The sequence below is a fragment of the Hahella sp. NBU794 genome, assembly GCF_050749805.1.
Classification (GTDB): domain Bacteria; phylum Pseudomonadota; class Gammaproteobacteria; order Pseudomonadales; family Oleiphilaceae; genus Hahella.
In genome coordinates, this window is sequence record NZ_CP192738.1 from 3,512,800 (window position 1) to 3,531,377 (window position 18,578).

The window sequence follows — 18,578 nt, forward strand, 5'->3', positions numbered from 1 at the left end:
TCGCTAATCACTATTGGGGAAAAAATAGTAAGCGCTACAGCCTGATCTGCAAAGTGATTTATCGGTCCCTTCGCCTACGGTTGCGTCGTTCGCGACCAGATCAAACCGCCAGTGACGCCCCCACCAACAGCTCCTCCACCAGTGCACTGCGAAATGCTTCGCCGTCTTCATCGAGTTCCGAGTTGATCAGAACAAAGACGCCGTGGCTCAGGTCTTCGGTCAGAATCAGGATATTGGCGGCGCCCAGGTCTCGGCCGCTGTGTCCTACGAATTGGCGTTCATTGACGCCTTCCAAGATCCAGCCAAGGCCTTGATAGGGATAAACCGTGGATTTTACCTGTCGCCGCAGCATTTTCCTGGGAGCTCTTGACGACAGGATGTCTCTGCTGTTTTCGCCGCCGATCATGGCGCGCACGGCTTTACTAAGATCCGCCACCGAACAGCGCAGCATGCCGGCGGGCACATCCGGATAGCCTTGTTGCGGCAATTCAACCAGGTCGCCGTTCTGATAATCATAAGGTTTGGCGAGTATGTCAGGGTCGAACTGTCGCAGATACCAATGGGCGTTCCAGATTCCAAGAGGTTCAAGCACGTTTCTTTCCACGTATGAAGCAAAGGGCTGGCCGCTGACGCACTCGATCACATATCCCGCCAGCGCCATCGCCACATTGCAGTAATCCCACTTTTGTCCCGGCCGCGCCCGGCTATAAGACCCTTCAGGCGTGTAAGCGTCCCCACCTTTCACCAGATAATTTTTCAGAAAACTGTCCAGACTTTGTCTGGGATCGCCCTCGTAGGAAGGATCGCCATGCCCTTCATCGGAAATGCTGGACGTGTGCGTGAGGAGGTGACGCGGCGTGATGGGATCATGTGGACGATGTGGGTTTCTGACTGCAAAGTCGATGTACTCGTTCACATCACAGTCCAGATCTAGCCTTTCACGCTCAAATAATTGCACCAGCGCGGTGGCGGTGAATAACTTGCTGATTGACGCCAGATGCATGGGCGTGTCGACAGTGAGCTTGCGCCCCTTGCCGATATCGGCGTAACCAAAGGACGAGGAATAAAGCGTGCCGCGGTCTCTGGACATGATCGCCACGGAAGTTCCCGCCACATGAGCGGCATGCATGCGCGGTTGAATGCTTGATTCAAATTTCTCCCGCCACGCATCGAAAGAACGCGAAGCGTCTTGAGTCGATTTCGCGAAGGCGATTTGTGGAGCGATCAGGCCTGCTATTCCCATTTTGAGCAAAGAACGTCTAATTAAAATCATGGATAGTTCCCTTATATAAGTTGTCATATCAGCCGTCGTACGGTGGTCGTGCATTTGAGCAACTAGCGGCTCTTTGCCTGAGTCAGCTCATGATCCAGAAAGTTCACGGCATTCATTAATGCCTGCGCGGCTTCAGGCATGAATCCTGAAAAGAGATGCCACACATGGAACATACCGGGCCAGACTTCCAGATTGACCCGCACCCGGTTTTCTCCCAGATGTGACGCCAGACGGATGGCGTCGCTTAACATCACTTCGTTTTCACCAATTTGAATCAGTGTCGGCGCGATTCCGCGAACATCGGCGAATACCGGTGAGGCGTCTGGATCTGTCGCCAGCGCGTCACCCAAAAACGTACGTGCAAGTCGCTTTAACATCGCTACCGTCACCAGCGGGTCCAGGCCATCCCGATCTTGCGCTGATGCGCCGCTGTGGGTCAGGTTGGCCCAGGGTGAAAGCGCCGCGCCTGCGACGGGTTGCGGCAACCCGGCATTGCGCGCCTTGATCATCGTGGTAATGACCATGGCGCCGCCGGCGGAGTCGCCGGAAAGCGCCAGTGATTGAGGAGCGACGCCAGATTCCAGTAGATATCTGTATGCGGTAAATACGTCGTTAACGGGGGTAGGAAACACATGTTCCGGGGCCTGCCGATAATCCGGCACATACACTCTGGCGCCCAGCCAGGTGGCGTATCTCGCGGCAAGTCCCTCGTATCCCTTTATTCCGCCATGAACATAGCCGCCTCCGTGTATGTACAAGAGTGTGCGGTTATCCAACACCTTTTCAGGCGTAACAACTATTCCCGCAACGCCCCCCATGTTCACCGGCTCTATGTCGACCTTTTCCGTGACGGGGAAGAGCTTGTTCAAGGCGTTCATATAGTGGCTACGCACTTCCGCCCAGCTTGCTTCCGACACCCCCAGTAATTTATCGCCAATGGGCCCCGCCGCGTTTGTCCATCCATCAAGCGCCGCCTGCGTCTTATCATTTAACATAATCGCTCCTGACATAAGCCTGCGCACTATTACGCAGGGTTTTAAGGGGCTTTCATTAGAGAGTTCGGAGCTATTAAAAACAAATATACAACCTGTCTTTATTAATACTTTTTTGCACTTGTACAAACTGATACACAAGAACAGCATCTATCAACTTTCAAAATACTATGCGCAGGCATTTCTCGACTGAATTTAAATCAAATTAAACATTTAAAAAAACTGCAACCAATAGGTAGAGCCATTTCGAAATAATGTTATGATAAAGTCCTGTGTCATTGTGATAACAAAATAAGATATAGAGGTTCTCGCCAATGGAATATCCAATTAATGGTTCCTGTCAATGCGGACAGGTTACCTACACGCTATCCAAGCCGCCTATTGCGATAGCGGCCTGTCACTGCAAGCAATGCCAAAAGCTGTCGACCAGCGCGTTCAGCCTCACTGCCATGATTGAGTCAGACGCCCTTGATATTCGTGGTGAAATGAACGAGTGGAGCCGAGTCGCGGCCAGTGGAAACACCAGCTCAGCCAAGTTCTGTGCGGTATGCGCCAATCATATATACCATTACAACCCGAGCAATCCCTCGCATATAATGCTGAAACCATCCACCCTCTCTGACACCAGCATTATTAACCCGACCATTCACGTCTGGGTCAGTGAAAAACAAGACTGGTTTCAAATACCGGAAGGCGTTTTGGTTTTTGATACGCAACCATAAACACTGAAAAGTTATTTACGCCGCCCGCAAGCCACTGTCTATCCGAAAACCAATGGCTATTATGCGGGCGCTCAATGTATATATATGAAAAGAAGTTCGCCGACAGTTCATTAATTGTGCTGGTAATGCGACATCAAGCCTAAAGGGTCATACCAAAGCGCTTTATTTTCCAATGGGGTTTCCGTTGGCAAAAACGGATTATCTAACAGGAAGGTCCTCCGCTCAGTCAATCTGGCGTCCTTAATCGCTTTGCCATGATGTTTGAAGAATATTTCGTCAAACGATTTGTCGGCGATCATCAGAGTTAATCCGACTTCGATGCGCTGGGCAAGCTCCGGCGCGTACCTGGAAACAAAAAAGTAATAGGGCCAGGGGTAATAAATCAGAGTCTGCTGTTCTATCGCCAAATGCGGCAGGTCGTCACGCCGCGTTTTATATTCGGGGAAAACCTCATTAATGCCTCGTGGAAAGTGATCAAAGCGCCGCTGCACTAGCATTTTAAAAAGCCCGTCGTAGCTGCTGGCGGTTATGACATGGAAGCCGTTTTTCTCATACAGCGCCACATCCCCCCACCCCAATCCCTGACCAACGGTTAAACCGCGCAGGTCATCAAGCGTCTTCAGGTTATCAAATTTCGACTGCGAGTCCTTGGCGATAAGACTGATACGATAGCCAAGCAATCCCTTTCGCAAGGGGATGCGGATGGGGATAAAATCCGCCTCTTTGTCTTTGCTGGTGGAGCTCCAGATAACATTCACAACGGAGTCTTTACGCCTCAGTTCCACAATATAGCGCGCCTCCGACATCACAAAGGGCGCTTCCGACAAGCTATAGGCGCCAAATCTTGCGGTGGTTTTATCCAGCGCAACGGTTAACAGTTCCATTAAGTCGGTGTAGCGGGTGTCGTGAATGGACTGTGAGGCGGGAACCACAACCCTGATGGCCTCAGAGCCATGAGCCCTGAATGTCAGAAGAACAAAGAGAAAAACCGCCAGCAACTTCATATCTGAAACCTATCTGGACGCTGTCTTTAGCTCAAGTGTAGCAATTCAACTCTCAGACATGCTGAGAAGCCTCTATATAAATAAAGTATTAAAGTATTACGGAAAAAGGCCAGCATGAGACTGGCCTTTGTTTCATTTTTCAATGAATAAAATGTGGGTTAAATACTCCTATGGAGTCCCCTATAGTGAATTGTCCAACTTCACCATTTTGGCTTCCGAAGGCACGCCGTTCTCATTGAGCGCAAACAACATATAGTAGCCTGGAGGCGCAATATTGGAGTTCAACGGCGTAGTCAGTCGGTAATAGTTATTGCCCATGGCGTCCAGTTCCAATTCGATGCGTCGTTGATCGGTATTGGAAGAGTGGGTGACCGCAGACAAACGGATCAGCGCAACAGAGCTGATGGTTTGTTTAGAGCTAATGTCGAAAGCCTTGTTATAGCCGATTTCGCCGTTATATCCCGTCGGCCCATTGTCGACCAGGGAAATTTCAGGACGATCACCTTTGAACAGGTACGGAGGGCTGTAGATTTCCGCTGTGGTGTAGTTGAATTTACAACCTGCGCCACACGCGCCGCCGCCAGCGACCCAGATTCTGCCGTCAGGAAGCAGCACTGCGGTAGAGTGGTAGTCCCTGGGGTCCTGATGCTGAGCGACCTCCGTCCATTCATCGTTGACTGGATCGTATATTTCCGGCGTATACACCGCTTCGCTGGTATCGAACAAGTGGCTGTCCCGGGAACCGCCCACCGTGAAAACGCCGCCATCCGGCATCACCACCGAGTTGGCGTAGTACCTGGGATGGTGCATGTTTTCCTTACGCACGGACTCACCGGTTTTCAGGTCGATCTCGTAGACGGAATACAGTGACTCACTGACATTAATTTCCGCCTGATCGTCTTTATAGTCTTCAACACCGAACCGGGCGTTTCCGCCCATTAACAGCAGCTTATCCGCGCTGTACTGAACATTGGTGGCGCCCTGAATGTACTTCGGTCCATCCTCACGTCCCAGGCCGGTCAGCGTGGAGCTGCCCTCGCCTTCGACAGTGTGACGCACGAAGTTCTTGTAGGGCGCGTACTCCAGAATGCTACCGTCATGCATAACGGCGAGTTTACGGTAATACTGCCCACGGGCCAGGCCGTAATCACTGTTTTGTCTGCCGTCGATATCAATCACAGTGGATATCTTCTCGTAACCAATATCCCTGGTATTGCTCAAATACCTGAAACTGCGAGTGTCTGGATTCCAGATTTCTCCCTTCATATTTTCAAAGAAAGAATTTGGGTTGATAGAACCGTCCCCGTCGCCACCGGTTGTGAAGACAGAGCCGTCGCCCAGGATAACGGCGCTGTTATACCAACGCGCTTTCACCAGATCGTTTTCCCGGTTCCATTTGTTGGTGTCTGAGTTGTAGGTCACCACATATTTACGTTTGGACTGGTCGCCTCCGCCGCCCATAATCAGCAGGGAGCCATCCCGATCCATGACCGTGGCCGGGCAGAACATCTCGTAGGTATCTTTCACCAAATACTGAGAAAGTTCTCCGCCTTTAGGGTTGAACGTGCCGGTGTAGGTGACGTCATCGCCATGAAAACTGATCGGCGTGGACCCCGACCAGAACACCAGCTGCCCGTTGGGCAGAATCGCCGAGGCAATCGCCACCAGGCCCAGCTCGAAAGTGTCGCTCCATTCACCAACCACTGTTTTCGCGGCCGGTTTGAGGTCGAACTTTTCGTTGTCCCCGGTCGTGCAGCCGAACTGCATCAGTTTCGCCCCGTCAGTGAATCGATTGCCTGCGATATTCAGGCAAAGCTCCGTCCCCGCCTGAGTTATCCGGTAACCGTCCCTTAAAGGCGCGATATTCAGCGGTCTTGCGGTCTGGCAATCGCCCAGCTTGACGTCCGCTCCGGCGACGCCCGGCACGTTAATGCAGTACTCCCGGTTCTCTACCGTAGTAGTCAGTTGGTAACTCCCATCAGGATTCTGACGAGCGTTCCATAACAGGGAGTCCGCTGAGCAGGCCAACTGCACCAATCCCATCGTTGCGTTGCTTTGAAAGCACAGTCCGCTGTCCTTGCCGGCAAGGTTAAACAAGCCGGCCGGTATGTCAGCAAACGCCATCTGGGAGGTCACAGCTATGCCCGTACCTACAATTATTTCACGTATTTTCACGTGTACATCTCCAAATAATTAACTTCTTAGGTTTCTCATGCAGCTTGTTGTTTTTATTGACTAACATGAGCACCTGTTAGAAGGGCGTCTGGAGAAATGGTTCAATTATTTCGATTAAGTTAATCGATTATTTTGAAAAGTCGAATAAACGAAGCGACCCTGACCGCTCTGTTTATGCGATGGCTTTGCACGCCATTCACAGCCAGTGCGCCAGACAATCTGCAGAATTTACGCGCTGAACCTAAGTCGCGCTCAAGGCTTCCCGCAGACGTTGCGGAAGCGGCACAGGTCTTTTGCTTTCGGGAGATATGGCGACCTGGGTTAAAGTCGCGCGAAAGCTGATTTCATCGGCATGGTTGCGGGCTTCAACCAGAAAGCTGAATGAGGTCGTGGTCAGTTCTTTGCAGCTGACGCTAATGTCGATGACGTCATCCCAGGCCATGGGCGCCAGAAACTCAATGGAAAGCGCCCGCGCCGGCGGCAGAATCCCCATGTCCAATATCTCGCGGATTCCCGGCGCGCCGAGTTTATGGGACAGGAATTCGTGCACCGCCTCTATCACGAAATACGAGATACGGGGCGTATAGACAATCCCGGCCGGGTCACAGTCGCCAAACAGGATTGTCCGCTTTGTCATAAAACTCATCGCGTTCACTCGCTAATCATTTCTTTTCCGTTAATTTTTCGCCGCGCCAACCTTGGTCACGCGTCCCCTACTCGAAATCCTGAACTTTCGGCCTCATCTCTATGCCGAACAAGCATAGAATACTCGCTATCACGAAGATTTCAGGAGACCGCTGGACATGTATATCGGCAAGTTGGCGAAATTGACAGGAACCACGCCGAAGGCCATTCGCCACTATGAAACGTTGGGACTGTTGCCTGAGCCCCAGCGCAGAGAGAAATACCGCGTCTACTCTGACGACGATGTGGAAGCGGTCACGCTGATCAAGCAGGCCCAGGCTCTCGGATTTAAATTGTCGGAACTGAAAAAGCTGGTTGCAGGCATTAATGTATCCGACGGCTTTCCCTTCGATGCGGCGATAGCCATGGTCAAGATGAAACGGCAAACGCTACACGAAGAAATGCAGGCGATGCAAAGTCTGGACAAGCGCCTCAGGCAGCTTCAGGAAGATCTGCAAAACTCATCCTGTCGTTGTTGACTCTGCCCCTAAGGACAGGGTTTAGCATCTGCGCCATCAAACGGATATCTGATTAAGTGTTTGGAGGTAGTAGATGAAGAAAATACTGGTGCTCAATGGCAGCCCTAAAAACGACGGCTTCGCTTGCGCTTTATCTCAGCATTACGCGGCGGCGGCTGATGAGGCGGGTTTTCCCGTCACGCAGGTGAATCTGCGGGAGTTGGAGTTCGATCTCAATCTGGCGGCGGGATATGACGCCATCATGCCGCTGGAACCGGACTTATTGCGACTGCAGGAGCAGGTTCTGGATGCGGATCATCTGGTATTCGCCTATCCGGTTTGGTGGGGGTCGGTCCCGGCATTGATGAAAGGCGTGCTGGACCGCATTCTGTTGCCGGGCTTCGCATTCCGGTTTGAAAAAGGCGCCTCCTTTCCTCAGCAACTACTGGCGGGCAAAACCGCACGCCTGCTGGTCACGATGGATACGCCGCCCTGGTACTACAAGCTTGTTTATGGCGCGCCCAGTCATAAGATGATGAAGAAAACCGTGTTGGAATTCTGCGGCGTCAAACCAGTGAAAATCAGCGAATTCGGACCGATCGTCAAATCCACTCACGACATCCGCCGCCGCTGGCTGGAGCAGACATTACAGCTGGCGGCGGCGGGGAGCTGAGGTTTATTCAGCGTATTACGTAAGCCTTACTGCTCAAAAAGACGCACCCTGTTGCGACACAAAATGGATGAATTCCGCTTTGTTGAGCTTGTTATTTGGATATTGATTGGATGCGTTCTTGTAAGCCTTACAAAAGTCATTGCAAGTCTGACGGCGACAATCCCGTCAATCAGGCGAATCGCTCCTCGTCTCGCGCCAGATTCTCGCTTACCGACAGCCCATCATAATCGTCCCGTCCGCCATAACAAGGTTGCGGCAGCCGGGGCATGTTTCTTGCCCCTGTCACCAGTCAATGGAATGCAATAGCTGAAGCGAGGAAACCTATGTCTATACAGGAATCTCAACCCTCCGAGCCCGTCTATGTGGTGGACGGCGCCCGCTCCCCCTTCATTAAAGCCGGCGACAGACCTGGTCCTTTTCACGCCGGCGATCTCGCGGCGCAGACCGGCGCTGCGTTGCTGCTGCGCCAGCCGTTTAACGCGGAGGCGATTGATGAAGTCATACTCGGCAACACCATGGCCGGTCCGGACGAAGCCAACATTGGTCGCGTGGCGGCCTTGAGAAATGGGGTGCGGCGAGGCGACGCCCGGCTACACGGTGCATCGTAACTGCGCGTCCGGCATGCAGGCGTTGGACAACGCCGCCGCCAGCATCGCCGACGGGCGCTCCGATCTGATTCTGGCCGGGGGAGTTGAAGCCATGAGCCACGCTCCGGTACTGCTGCGCGAGGATATGCTCAACTGGCTGGCGGACTGGCGTAAAGCGGACTCTCCGCTGGAAAAAATCAAACTGATTCCCGAGTTCGAAACCCGATACGTAGAACCGGTTATCGGCCTGTTACGCGGCCTGACCGACCCCATTGTCGGCCTCAATATGGGCCAGACCACAGAAAAAGAGGCGGAACATTTCGGCGTATCGCGACAGGCCATGGACGAATACGCCGCACTTAGTCAGCAACGTCTGGCCCACGCCGACGAGGCCGATTACTTTAAGGAAGAGCGCACGCCGCTATACGCCCCGAATGGAACCTTTTACGGCAAGGATAACGGCATGCGTCCGGACACCACGCCAGAGTCCCTGGCGCGACTTAAACCCGCCTTTGACCCCTTTGGTCGCGTCACCGCCGGCAACAGCTCGCAAATCACCGACGGCGCCTGCTGGCTGTTGCTGGCCAGTGAACGGGGCCTGAAGAAGCATGGCCTTACCCCTATCGCCCGTCTCTCTCATACCGCCTGGGCGGCGCTTGATCCCTCCATGATGGGACTCGGCGTCACCCTCTCCGCAACCGCCATTCTCAAGCAACGCGGATGGGGCCTGAGCGATATCGACTACTGGGAAATTAACGAAGCTTTCGCCGGGCAGGTGTTGGCCTGCCTGAACGCCTGGGCCGACGACGCCTATTGTCGAGAGCAGCTGGGGCTGGAGCAGGCCCTGGGAGAGCTGGATATGACACGCCTGAACGTAGACGGCGGCGCCATCGGACTTGGCCACCCTATCGGCGCCAGCGGGGCCCGCATTGTCCTTCACCTGATCCACGTCCTGCGCCGTCATCAGGCGCGACGCGGCATCGCTTCATTGTGCATCGGCGGCGGACAAGGCGGCGCGATGTTGGTGGAAAATATTGAATCGTAAAGGGAGAACCTAACCATGGAGCAGACTCAAGAAACCCACCCTATCAGCGAACTGGAACGGTCCGCCTTTATGCACTGGCGTCTACAGCGGGACGCTGACAACATTCTCTGGTTGCGTCTGGATCAACAGGGCGCTTCCGCCAACCTGCTGGGGACGGAAGTGCTTGGGGAACTGGCCCGCATTGTCGACTTGCTGGAGCAACAGGCCGCAAGCTCCGGCGCACCAAGCGCCCTGGCTTTTATCTCCGACAAGGATGCGGGCTTTATCGCCGGCGCCGACATCAACCTGATCGAGCAACTGCAAAGTCTTGAACGACCTGTTGATCGTCTTCTGTCCATCCAACAGATTTTCAATCGTATCGAAGCGCTGCCCTATCCCACGGTGGCGGCGATTCATGGCTATTGCCTCGGCGGCGGATTGGAACTGGCTTTAGCGTGCCGGTTCCGCATCGCCGCGGCTGACGCTAAGCTCGGCTTTCCCGAAGTGAAGCTGGGCCTTCATCCCGGCTGGGGCGGCACGGTGCGTCTGCCCCGATTGATCGGCGTCACCGACGCCATGGACATGATTCTCAGTGGTAAACCGGTTTCCGGCGAACGCGCTCAGGAACTGGGGTTGGTGGACCACATCGCGCCCCGCCGTCAGTTCGCCAACGCCGTACTCGCCATCCTGCGAGACAATCCCAAGCCTCATGAACCCAGCCTCGGCGGCAAGATCCTGAACGCTTCGGTGCTGAGCGGCCCGGTGGCGTCGGAACTGGAGCGGCGACTGCGTAAACGCGCGGACCGTCGCCATTATCCCGCGCCTTACGCCGTGGTCGACCTTTGGGACCATCATGGCCGGGACACGGAAAGAATGCTGCATAAAGAAGCAGAGTCCTTTGTCGCCATGAGCCGCACCCCCGCCTCGCAAAACCTGCGGCGCATTTTCTTGCTGCAACAGGAACTGAAAGGCATGGGTAACAAGGCGCGGGATCAGATTCGTCATGTGCATGTCATTGGCGCAGGCGCTATGGGAGGCGATATCGCCGCCTGGTGCGCGCTCCAAGGGCTGCGCGTCACCTTGCAGGATCAAGACCCCGAAAGCATCGCTACAGCGTACAGGCATGCGGATACGCTGTTCCAGCATAAGCTTGAGGACAAGCGGCTGGCGATGGTCGCGCGGGATCGCCTGACGCCGGACCCCGAAGGTATCGGCCTGACCCGGGCGGATCTGGTGCTGGAGGCGATTCCGGAAAAACGGGAAGCCAAACTGCAGCTATACAAAGACATAGAGCCGCGCATGCAAGAAGACGCGATTCTGGCCACCAATACCTCCAGCATTCCTATTGATGAATTGGCGCGCGGACTTGCCCGTCCCGAGCGTCTGGTGGGCTGCCATTTCTTCAACCCGGTCGACAAAATGCAGCTGGTGGAGGTGATTAAAGGCGACCAAACCTCTCAACAGGCGTTTGAACGCGCTATGGCTTTCGCCTCTCTTATCAAACGCGTTCCCACTCCCGTTAACAGCACCCCTGGATTTTTCGTGAACCGGGTGCTGACCCCGTATCTGCTGGAGGCGATGATGATGTATGACGAGGGCATCCCTGCAGAGACGCTGGACGCGGCGGCGGAAGAGTTCGGCATGGCCATGGGACCGGCGGAAACCGTGGACCTGGTGGGTGTCGATATTTGTCTGGATGTTGCAGAGCACATGAGCGGATTGATTCGTGGCGACGCGCCGGAAATGTTCAAAAGCTGGATATCGAAAGGCCGTCTCGGTCGCAAAACCGGTCAGGGATTTTATGAGTACAAGGATGGCGAGCCGCAAAAAAACCGGGTTTCGCGACCAGAGGACCCGGAAATGGAAGCCATCCGTCAGCGCATGATCTACCGCATGTTGAACGAAGCCGTGGCCTGTTTGAGAGAAAAAGTCATTGAACACCCAGACCATGGCGATCTGGCGATGGTGTTGGGGGCGGGTTTTGCGCCGTTCAGAGGCGGTCCCTTTCGCTATATCGAGGCTCGCGGCCCTACGCAAATCAAGCGCCAGCTTATCTTAATGACGCAGGACTATGGCGACCGTTTCACTCCGGATAAAGGATGGGACATCTTCGCCCTGGGGACGAACGAGAGCGAAGAAATCTGATGCGGCTATAGGGTTCTCTGACTGCCAATATATATTCTAGGGCTGATGGGAGTTTGCGCGTTGTTCCCCGGCGTAGGCCTTCAGGCTCTCCAACGTTTCCGCTGATGGCGGGCCATTGTCATAAGGCCGCGATGAGAGCGCTTCGAAACTGTCGCTATAGTTGTAGTGGTTATATCGGTTGTAGTCGTCATCAGTCACGTCGTCTTCCATGGGGACAGTGGTAGTCTGGTTAGAATGCTGGAAAGACTGCAGGGGAACCGGCTCAGGCATGACAATCAACAGTCCGATCAGTGCGGCGCTCGCCATTCCCGCCACCCATGCTAGACTGGCTGGATGAAGTTGGCGGGCGTCGCGGGGAATCAGCAGGGCTCCCAGAATCAGTCCGGTAATGAGCCCTCCCCCGTGAGCGGCGTTGTCGATGCCGTCCACCAGGAAACCAAAGACAATGGTGAGCAGGGAAAAAATAGCGGCGCCGAAGAAAATCCAGCGGAACTCAATCAAAGGCACGCGGGTTCTATTCAGCCAGAGGTAACTGAGTAACGCTCCATACACGCCGAATATGCCTCCCGAAACGCCTGCGGAGATGACGCTGACGATATGGAAAGTGAGGGAAAACAAGTTGCCGACGAGTCCCGACGTTATAAAGATGAGTAAAAAACGCGTATGTCCGTACATGCGCTCCACCCACTGCCCCCCGTCCCACAGCGCCCAGACGTTCAGCGTCAGGTGGATAATGCCGAAGTGGAGAAAAACCGCCGTACCCAGCCGCCACCATTGTCCGTTCTGCGTCGCCGGGCTGAAGTTGGCGCCCCACTGCAGCATGACATGACTTGAGACATGCCAAAATTCACCGTTTTTTAACCATATAGAGACAAAAACGAGTATAATCCCGAGAATGATTATCATTGAAGTGTAAGTAACGGCGACTCTTTCTTTTAGCTGTTCATAGAAAGAAGGCATGGACGCGCTGGATTCCCTGCGAAAGTTTTTAACTTGTTGAAATTAAAAGGACATATTGGCTCGGTATAAATGGAAACTATCATACCCCGGGCGCAGACGCACGTTAACACGATGAACAGACACAGACTTTCACTGCGACGCCTGACGCCGCCTTTTTGGGGCCCGCGAACATTTGTTCCCAGCCCTCCCACCTCCGGACCCTAGAGGAGACTGACGCTCTTTCGATAGGACAAAGAACCAAGGAGTAAAGGATTAGATGTACACAAGGATTAGAGGTACACATGGACAACCTGCAACGATCAATGAAGATCGGCTTTGGCCGTAAAAATCTGCATCAGTTTTGCGAGGCGCTGTTAGACCCCCTCGCCCTGTTCATCAGCATATTGCTGGTGAGTTATCTATTCGAAGACGCGATTGAAGCGCCCGCGATGATCTCCGCGCTATTTGCATTCTGCGTCGCCTTCCCCGGGCAATCACGACTACACCAACCTTTGAGCCGTTGTCTCGTCGACATACTGTTGAGCTGGTTCGTCATCGCCTTTTTGATTCTGTCTTTAGGCTACGCCACGCGATCGATCGACTTATTCTCGCTGTCCACCATTCTTCACTGGCTGTGGATTGGCCCCGCTTTACAAGTCAGCGCGCATCTCGCGTTCCGCTACTTCACAGTATTGCTGCAACTGCGCGGCGATCGACAGAAAGTGGTCATCGTGGGCATGAACGAACAAGGACTGGAACTCGCCAAGCGCCTGTCCCGCAGCCCCTATTACAACGTCGAAATACTGGGCTTTTTCGATGACCGAACGGCGGACCGACTGCCCAAAGGCGCCGACTGGCCGGTGCTGGGGGATTTTTCTGAGCTATATGACTACTGCAAGGAGCAGCGCATAAACAGTATTTATCTGTCGCTGCCCATGACGACGCAGCCTCGCATTCTGGCGATTCTCGATAGCCTGGGCGACACCACCGCATCGATATCGTTCATTCCCGATATGTTCGTGACCAAGCTGATCCAGGGCAACGTCTATCAGGTCACCGGCATGCCGGTCGTCTCTGTTTGCGATACGCCGTTCCGGGGCGTCAATGGCTTGATCAAGCGTTGGAGCGACATTGTGCTTTCCGCATTGATATTAGTGATGATCGCGCCGGTGTTGGCGGTGATCGCGGTGATGGTGAAAGTCAGTTCGCCCGGTCCCGTGATTTTCAAGCAGCGTCGTTACGGTTTGGATGGCGAAGAAATCATCGTCTACAAATTCCGCTCCATGACCGTCTGTGAAGACGGCGATGTCATCAAACAAGCGCAAAACGGCGATAAGCGGCTCACGCCTATCGGTGGTTTCCTGCGCAAAACCTCATTGGATGAGCTTCCCCAGTTCATCAATGTGCTGCAAGGCAGGATGAGCATTGTTGGGCCCCGTCCCCACGCGGTGGCGCACAACGAGCAATATCGCAAGCTCATCAAAGGCTACATGGTTCGCCACAAAGTTCGGCCGGGCATCACCGGTTGGGCTCAGGTCAACGGTTTGCGGGGCGAAACACAAACCCTGGAGCGCATGCAGGCGCGGATCGAGTTCGATCTCGACTACCTGCGCAACTGGTCGCTGGCGTTGGACCTGAAAATCATCCTGATGACTGTTGGCATGGTCTACAAGGACGAATATGCATACTGAATCCGGACCTGGAACATCATCCGGGCGCCGCGCAATGGATATGACCTCCCACTTATTTGAGAGATATTTGCAATGAAAGGCCTGTACATTAACGTTACCAACGTGAAAGCCGAGGTAGAGTTATTTTCTTCTTCGATCGGCGCCCCCTCGGACATACATGAGTTCGACTCTCCTCTTGGCGCCCACATTTTAGTGGATGTGCATCGCGCCAATTGGCCAGAGGGCGTCGCCTACGCCGATGAAGCGTCGCGCTCGCTGGCGGTGGGCTGCGGACACTTCGTCTTCAACGGACGTTTAGGCAATATCAGCGAGTTCGCCCGCGCTTTCTTCCGGGCGGAGACGGAAGAGGAACGCACCGCGGTGTGCTCCCTGATCGAAGCCGGCAGCTACCTGTTCTATATCGAAACCGGCGGCGAGTACTATCTGGTGACCGATCCCTTCGCGCTGGTTCCGCACTTTCAGGATGTGCAATCCGAAACGCTGCGTGTCGCGCCGGCGCCTTGCTACATCGCGGACGGCAAGGACGTGGACCCGGTGCTGCAAAACATCCTGAACATCAAACGGCACCTGTTTGGCGGCTATACCTTGTTCAAAGGCGTCGAGCGGCTGGAAGTGGGCGCGATTATGTCGCGCGACCGCACGTCGTTCTATTTCGATTACCTGAACGGCTCCGGCGACCTGCACAACGTCAATGAAAAGATGCGCAAAGGCATGGGGATCTTTGGCGATCGCAAAAAGATTCTGCCTTTAAGCGGCGGACTGGATTCGCGATATTTGCTGTCTCTCGGCAAGACTCATTACGGGTACACCTACGGACCGGCGAATACCGGCGACCGCCCCGTCGCCCGCAAGTTCGCCGGCTTCTTCGATGACTACCGTGAGTTTTCTCTGCTCGATCTCAGCTATCCAAAACTCTCGCAACAGCTGGGCGAGAAAATGTTCAAAGGGTTGGTGTCGCGCCCGCTCTCCGAGCTGCTGGTGGTGTACCGTCACTTCTATGAAGCATGGGGCGACGGCAACCTGTTCGTCGACGGCTACCTGGGGGGCACCTTGCAAAGGGGGTATTACTTTAATATCGAGTCCACCTGGGGGACGTTGTTCCGTATCTTCCCTTCCCTGATGTTCCGTTTCATCACACCGGAAGACCTGATCCGTTACCGCTACCGTCAGTTGGACGCCGCCGGCAAAGAATTGTTGTTGAACAACTTCCATGCCGCCACGGCGCGTTTCAACTGCGACGGCTGGAAGAAAATATTCCTGTATGAAGCGCTGTACGGGCGCAGCGGGCGCTGGATCACTCACGGCGGCTGTGTAATGGCGAGCCAGTTCTTCACGCCGGTGCAGCCCTTCGTCTTCTTCGACGTCTTCCGCACTTTCATGTCTCTGGACGTGCGCAAGTTCAACAGTTTTTCCCTGCTCTCGCCCCTATGGAAAACACTGCCGAAAGGCCTGAGCGATGTGGCCACCCTCGATTTATATCGCCCGCTCTGGCCCGCCATGCTGAATCGCTGCCTGCACGTGGCGTCAAGGACAACCGACAAACTTTCCCTCAGCAATCGCTTTGATAACTACAAGGAAGAATTGCCCAAGGTGCAGTGGGAGTGAATTTGTCCGCAGCTGCAGTCCAGACGTAGATGACGCAGGCAAATTTTGTAAAGTAGGAAAAAAGTAAAGCAAGCAAAGTGAAGTGAAGTGAGAGAAGCGAAACAATAAAGAAGATAATAAAGACGTTACTGAATGGGTTCGCCGAGTCTGCCGTGACAGGCTCGGCGAACCGCTATTGAATCCTTCCGTTAATCCAACTCCAGACTGGGTCTTTTGGGAATCGCCATCCTGACTTTTTCCGGAATGGACGGATCGGGCTCGCAATCCGCAAGCGAGTTGCAGCCGATCATCTTCATATCATCCCACTGAATCGTCAGCAGCCCACCGTTGGCGGTGACGTAATCAATCAACTCCGCAGAAGTATAGAGTTTCATGGGGCTGATAATACTGATGCCATCCGGAGAGGGATCGAGAGGATGGCGGGTGTAGTTGTGAATGTCGAAAATAGTCTGGGGTTCCTGATTGTCCAGCGCCGCGGTCATCTGGAAACGACCGGTCTCCGCATCCCCCTCAATAAAGGTGTACTCAAGAGATATCCACTGTCCCACGGGGACTTCAAAAGTCTGGTTGACTTCACGCCATAGCGCGTCGTCCCACTTCTGTGTGGTCTGATTAAACGTGCGCGCCCGTATGGCGAAACGTAGCTGGTTCTGCCCCTCCTTTATGCTGGGTTTGTTGATATTCACGCTGACGACGAACGGATAAGGATTTCCATCCCAATGGGGATTGTTCCACCAGGAAGACAGAGACAGCCAGTCAATGGTTTTCGGGTAGGTCCGCAGCATGCTGAAGCTGTTGCTCAGATACATGCGCACCTTCAGCTTTAACTCTTTAAAGCCGGTCTTGCCAGTGACGTCTAACTGCACTCTGCCTTTCTCGTTATTGACGTTGGGTTTTTTCAACGCGAAAGCGAGCACCTTGTTGCTGGGATCATCCAGCGCCGGCTGCACCTGCGCCCAGCGTTCAGTGAGGTCGCCGCCTTCATAGTTAATGAATGCGCCGCCAAATCCCATGGTGGTTTTCTGTTCATTGATCCAATTGCGCACGCAGGAAAACTGATTGGTGCCTAGTTTGGGTTCTGCAGTTTTGCCCGGCTGGATGTCCTGGAAATATAAGCCTTCGTTGAAGTCTGAGCTGAAAACGACCCGATTTCCGTCGTTACATGACCAAAACCAGTCCAGTTGCGGCGTTTCCGCCTGGACCGAATCAAGGGGCGGAAGTAAACACCCCAGAGCGGTAAGTAGAAGCGCCCGTCGTTTCGTAACGTCGGGCGACTTGGTCGAGTTGGCTGTCGGCCTGTCCATAAGCACTCTGACTCCTGTTGGTTAGACTGACTAAAAAAATGGCGCTGCTCCGCAGCGACCGAGTACGGCTTGGCAGTGTATTAACCAAAGGTTCATCCGCGACCACGGATAGAAAAGGGCCCGATTGCAATGACGGGGACCTCCACCAATGCTTGGATAAGTCGAAGTCGTTCAGGCCCGATAATGCTTTTCCGGTTGGCCAGCCACTTCGCGGCGGACAACTGATGCTCTAAACAGCGCTCGCCGGAACACGCTTACGCGGCTGCTCGATGTCCGGCGCTGCGTCGCGCCGGCAAGCGGATTATGTTGAGGTGGCTGTAGGTTTCTCCTAGCGGAATGACTCCTGTTAGTTAGTCTGACCTTATTAATAGTAGTCGTCATTGCAGGGACTGAATGTAACGTGACAGCTTTTTAACCAAAGCGCCATCCGCCACTTCGGAGATCGCAGGGCCGGATTCCAGTTGCGCGCGCCGGTCCAGAATGCGCGCCAGATCCGACGCCTCCCAAGCCACAATGATGCCTTTGCGGTTGGCCAGCCATTTCGCGGTGGCCATTTGATGCTCATTGCGGTGTTCGCCCAGAGACGCTTTGCGCGGCATGATGATCACTGGCTTGCGCAAATACATGGCGGTAATGATGGAGCCCATGCCCGCGTGCGAGACGATCAGCTCCGCCTCGCGCATGTAGTCGGTCACCTTGCCCGGAGCGAGAAAGTCCGCAAATCCCATGTGTTGCGGCATGTATTCGGCCGGTCCGGTTTGCGCATAGACCACTACGTCCTGATTGCGCCCCGCCCAGTCGTCCAGCGCGCTGATCATGCGATCAAACGCAAGTTGAGTGCCTACGGTTGCGAAAATCACAGCACAGCCCCCCAGTAATGTGGCCCGCTGGGCTTGCTCAGGTGCTCCCATTGGGTCAGCCAGACATGCGCCCATCTGCCGACTTTGGCGCCGGACTGGGACAACGCCTCGCCGTTGGCGATGCTGTCTATCCAGATCGTGCGCGCCCCCAAAAGCCGACCATACAGAATGGCGGCGAACCCGGGCGCCGCGCCGGTGGTGACGACAATATCCGGTCGGGTCTTGAGCATTACCCACGCCACCTGCAGGAACATTTTCAGCAGCGCCAGTTTGTTCCACATATTGGCGTCCTGCACGATAAAACAGGGCTCGTTGTGAGGCGAACTGTAGTCCTTTACGGTGGTCATCCATAACAGTTTGTGGTCCTCAAACGCGCCGCGCAGTCTTTGTAGTTGCACCCAGTGTCCCCCACCTGAGGCGACTAAAAGTATTTTTTTCATTT

General features: G+C 54.4%; 17 protein-coding genes. 8 read left to right on the top strand and 9 right to left on the bottom strand.

Going from position 1 to position 18,578, the window contains the following annotated elements:
• Positions 1 to 100: 100 nt before the first annotated feature.
• Both ACQYWX_RS15740 and ACQYWX_RS15745 read right to left on the bottom strand, forming a co-directional pair.
• The gene (locus ACQYWX_RS15740; RefSeq protein WP_431685461.1) at positions 101 to 1,273 is read right to left on the bottom strand and encodes a serine hydrolase domain-containing protein; all 1,173 of its coding nucleotides are present in this window, start codon (positions 1,271 to 1,273) and stop codon (positions 101 to 103) included.
• A gap of 62 nt (positions 1,274 to 1,335) precedes the next feature.
• Entirely contained in the window at positions 1,336 to 2,268 is a 933-nt protein-coding gene (locus tag ACQYWX_RS15745; RefSeq protein ID WP_431685462.1) for an alpha/beta hydrolase, read from the bottom strand.
• A 311-nt stretch (positions 2,269 to 2,579) separates the two neighbouring features.
• On the opposite strand from ACQYWX_RS15745, the gene ACQYWX_RS15750 reads away from it, so the two are divergent.
• On the top strand, positions 2,580 to 2,987 hold the full coding sequence (locus tag ACQYWX_RS15750; RefSeq protein WP_216739990.1) for a GFA family protein: 408 nt from the start codon (positions 2,580 to 2,582) through the stop codon (positions 2,985 to 2,987).
• Between the two features lie 110 nt (positions 2,988 to 3,097).
• Here ACQYWX_RS15750 and ACQYWX_RS15755 read toward each other — a convergent pair whose 3' ends face one another.
• From ACQYWX_RS15755 to ACQYWX_RS15765, 3 genes are all read right to left on the bottom strand, one after another.
• Positions 3,098 to 3,991 carry a substrate-binding periplasmic protein gene (locus ACQYWX_RS15755; RefSeq protein WP_431685463.1) on the bottom strand — a complete coding sequence of 298 codons (894 nt, stop codon included), beginning with the start codon at positions 3,989 to 3,991 and terminating at the stop codon, positions 3,098 to 3,100.
• A gap of 180 nt (positions 3,992 to 4,171) precedes the next feature.
• Entirely contained in the window at positions 4,172 to 6,166 is a 1,995-nt protein-coding gene (locus ACQYWX_RS15760; protein ID WP_431685464.1) for a galactose oxidase-like domain-containing protein, read from the bottom strand.
• A 241-nt stretch (positions 6,167 to 6,407) separates the two neighbouring features.
• Positions 6,408 to 6,803, bottom strand: coding sequence for an acyl-CoA thioesterase (locus ACQYWX_RS15765; protein ID WP_253938707.1), 396 nt, complete (start codon positions 6,801 to 6,803; stop codon positions 6,408 to 6,410).
• A gap of 166 nt (positions 6,804 to 6,969) precedes the next feature.
• Here ACQYWX_RS15765 and ACQYWX_RS15770 point away from each other — a divergent pair, with 166 nt between their 5' ends.
• The 5 genes from ACQYWX_RS15770 to ACQYWX_RS15790 all read left to right on the top strand — a co-directional run bounded on the left by ACQYWX_RS15770 (position 6,970) and on the right by ACQYWX_RS15790 (position 11,737).
• Positions 6,970 to 7,329, top strand: a complete 360-nt coding sequence (locus tag ACQYWX_RS15770) for a MerR family transcriptional regulator (protein WP_216739994.1) — start codon at positions 6,970 to 6,972, stop codon at positions 7,327 to 7,329.
• 73 nt (positions 7,330 to 7,402) lie between these two features.
• Positions 7,403 to 7,981: an NAD(P)H-dependent oxidoreductase gene (locus ACQYWX_RS15775; RefSeq protein WP_431685465.1), complete on the top strand. Its 579-nt coding sequence runs from the start codon at positions 7,403 to 7,405 to the stop codon at positions 7,979 to 7,981.
• A gap of 323 nt (positions 7,982 to 8,304) precedes the next feature.
• Complete coding sequence (locus ACQYWX_RS15780) at positions 8,305 to 8,589, top strand: hypothetical protein (protein WP_431685466.1); 285 nt, start codon at positions 8,305 to 8,307, stop codon at positions 8,587 to 8,589.
• Positions 8,546 to 9,613: an acetyl-CoA C-acyltransferase gene (locus ACQYWX_RS15785; protein WP_431685467.1), complete on the top strand. Its 1,068-nt coding sequence runs from the start codon at positions 8,546 to 8,548 to the stop codon at positions 9,611 to 9,613. Before ACQYWX_RS15780 ends, ACQYWX_RS15785 begins: the two co-directional genes overlap by 44 nt.
• Positions 9,614 to 9,628: 15 nt before the next feature.
• On the top strand, positions 9,629 to 11,737 hold the full coding sequence (locus tag ACQYWX_RS15790) for a 3-hydroxyacyl-CoA dehydrogenase NAD-binding domain-containing protein (RefSeq protein WP_431685468.1): 2,109 nt from the start codon (positions 9,629 to 9,631) through the stop codon (positions 11,735 to 11,737).
• A 36-nt stretch (positions 11,738 to 11,773) separates the two neighbouring features.
• On the opposite strand, the gene ACQYWX_RS15795 is transcribed toward ACQYWX_RS15790, so the two are convergent.
• Positions 11,774 to 12,559: a rhomboid family intramembrane serine protease gene (locus ACQYWX_RS15795; RefSeq protein WP_431685469.1), complete on the bottom strand. Its 786-nt coding sequence runs from the start codon at positions 12,557 to 12,559 to the stop codon at positions 11,774 to 11,776.
• Positions 12,560 to 12,978: 419 nt separating this feature from the next.
• Here ACQYWX_RS15795 and ACQYWX_RS15800 point away from each other — a divergent pair, with 419 nt between their 5' ends.
• Both ACQYWX_RS15800 and ACQYWX_RS15805 read left to right on the top strand, forming a co-directional pair.
• The gene (locus ACQYWX_RS15800; RefSeq protein WP_253938708.1) at positions 12,979 to 14,367 is read left to right on the top strand and encodes an undecaprenyl-phosphate glucose phosphotransferase; all 1,389 of its coding nucleotides are present in this window, start codon (positions 12,979 to 12,981) and stop codon (positions 14,365 to 14,367) included.
• A 72-nt stretch (positions 14,368 to 14,439) separates the two neighbouring features.
• A complete protein-coding gene (locus tag ACQYWX_RS15805; protein WP_431685470.1) occupies positions 14,440 to 15,972 on the top strand; it encodes a hypothetical protein in 1,533 nt (510 codons plus the stop codon).
• A 188-nt stretch (positions 15,973 to 16,160) separates the two neighbouring features.
• On the opposite strand, the gene ACQYWX_RS15810 is transcribed toward ACQYWX_RS15805, so the two are convergent.
• The 3 genes from ACQYWX_RS15810 to ACQYWX_RS15820 all read right to left on the bottom strand — a co-directional run bounded on the left by ACQYWX_RS15810 (position 16,161) and on the right by ACQYWX_RS15820 (position 18,576).
• The gene (locus ACQYWX_RS15810) at positions 16,161 to 17,276 is read right to left on the bottom strand and encodes a hypothetical protein (RefSeq protein WP_431685471.1); all 1,116 of its coding nucleotides are present in this window, start codon (positions 17,274 to 17,276) and stop codon (positions 16,161 to 16,163) included.
• A 377-nt stretch (positions 17,277 to 17,653) separates the two neighbouring features.
• A complete protein-coding gene (locus tag ACQYWX_RS15815; protein ID WP_216739999.1) occupies positions 17,654 to 18,136 on the bottom strand; it encodes a glycosyltransferase in 483 nt (160 codons plus the stop codon).
• On the bottom strand, positions 18,133 to 18,576 hold the full coding sequence (locus tag ACQYWX_RS15820) for a UDP-N-acetylglucosamine--LPS N-acetylglucosamine transferase (protein ID WP_216740000.1): 444 nt from the start codon (positions 18,574 to 18,576) through the stop codon (positions 18,133 to 18,135). The genes ACQYWX_RS15815 and ACQYWX_RS15820 overlap by 4 nt, the downstream gene beginning before the upstream one ends.
• Between the last annotated feature and the right edge of the window lie 2 nt (positions 18,577 to 18,578).

Coding starts and splice junctions, on each gene's coding strand:
- ACQYWX_RS15740 (WP_431685461.1), bottom strand. CDS start 1,273: ATGATTTTAATTAGACGTTCTTTGCTCAAAATGGGAATAGCAGGCCTG.
- ACQYWX_RS15745 (WP_431685462.1), bottom strand. CDS start 2,268: ATGTTAAATGATAAGACGCAGGCGGCGCTTGATGGATGGACAAACGCG.
- ACQYWX_RS15750 (WP_216739990.1), top strand. CDS start 2,580: ATGGAATATCCAATTAATGGTTCCTGTCAATGCGGACAGGTTACCTAC.
- ACQYWX_RS15755 (WP_431685463.1), bottom strand. CDS start 3,991: ATGAAGTTGCTGGCGGTTTTTCTCTTTGTTCTTCTGACATTCAGGGCT.
- ACQYWX_RS15765 (WP_253938707.1), bottom strand. CDS start 6,803: ATGACAAAGCGGACAATCCTGTTTGGCGACTGTGACCCGGCCGGGATT.
- ACQYWX_RS15770 (WP_216739994.1), top strand. CDS start 6,970: ATGTATATCGGCAAGTTGGCGAAATTGACAGGAACCACGCCGAAGGCC.
- ACQYWX_RS15775 (WP_431685465.1), top strand. CDS start 7,403: ATGAAGAAAATACTGGTGCTCAATGGCAGCCCTAAAAACGACGGCTTC.
- ACQYWX_RS15780 (WP_431685466.1), top strand. CDS start 8,305: ATGTCTATACAGGAATCTCAACCCTCCGAGCCCGTCTATGTGGTGGAC.
- ACQYWX_RS15785 (WP_431685467.1), top strand. CDS start 8,546: ATGGGGTGCGGCGAGGCGACGCCCGGCTACACGGTGCATCGTAACTGC.
- ACQYWX_RS15790 (WP_431685468.1), top strand. CDS start 9,629: ATGGAGCAGACTCAAGAAACCCACCCTATCAGCGAACTGGAACGGTCC.
- ACQYWX_RS15795 (WP_431685469.1), bottom strand. CDS start 12,559: ATGCTGCAGTGGGGCGCCAACTTCAGCCCGGCGACGCAGAACGGACAA.
- ACQYWX_RS15800 (WP_253938708.1), top strand. CDS start 12,979: ATGGACAACCTGCAACGATCAATGAAGATCGGCTTTGGCCGTAAAAAT.
- ACQYWX_RS15805 (WP_431685470.1), top strand. CDS start 14,440: ATGAAAGGCCTGTACATTAACGTTACCAACGTGAAAGCCGAGGTAGAG.
- ACQYWX_RS15810 (WP_431685471.1), bottom strand. CDS start 17,276: ATGGACAGGCCGACAGCCAACTCGACCAAGTCGCCCGACGTTACGAAA.
- ACQYWX_RS15820 (WP_216740000.1), bottom strand. CDS start 18,576: ATGAAAAAAATACTTTTAGTCGCCTCAGGTGGGGGACACTGGGTGCAA.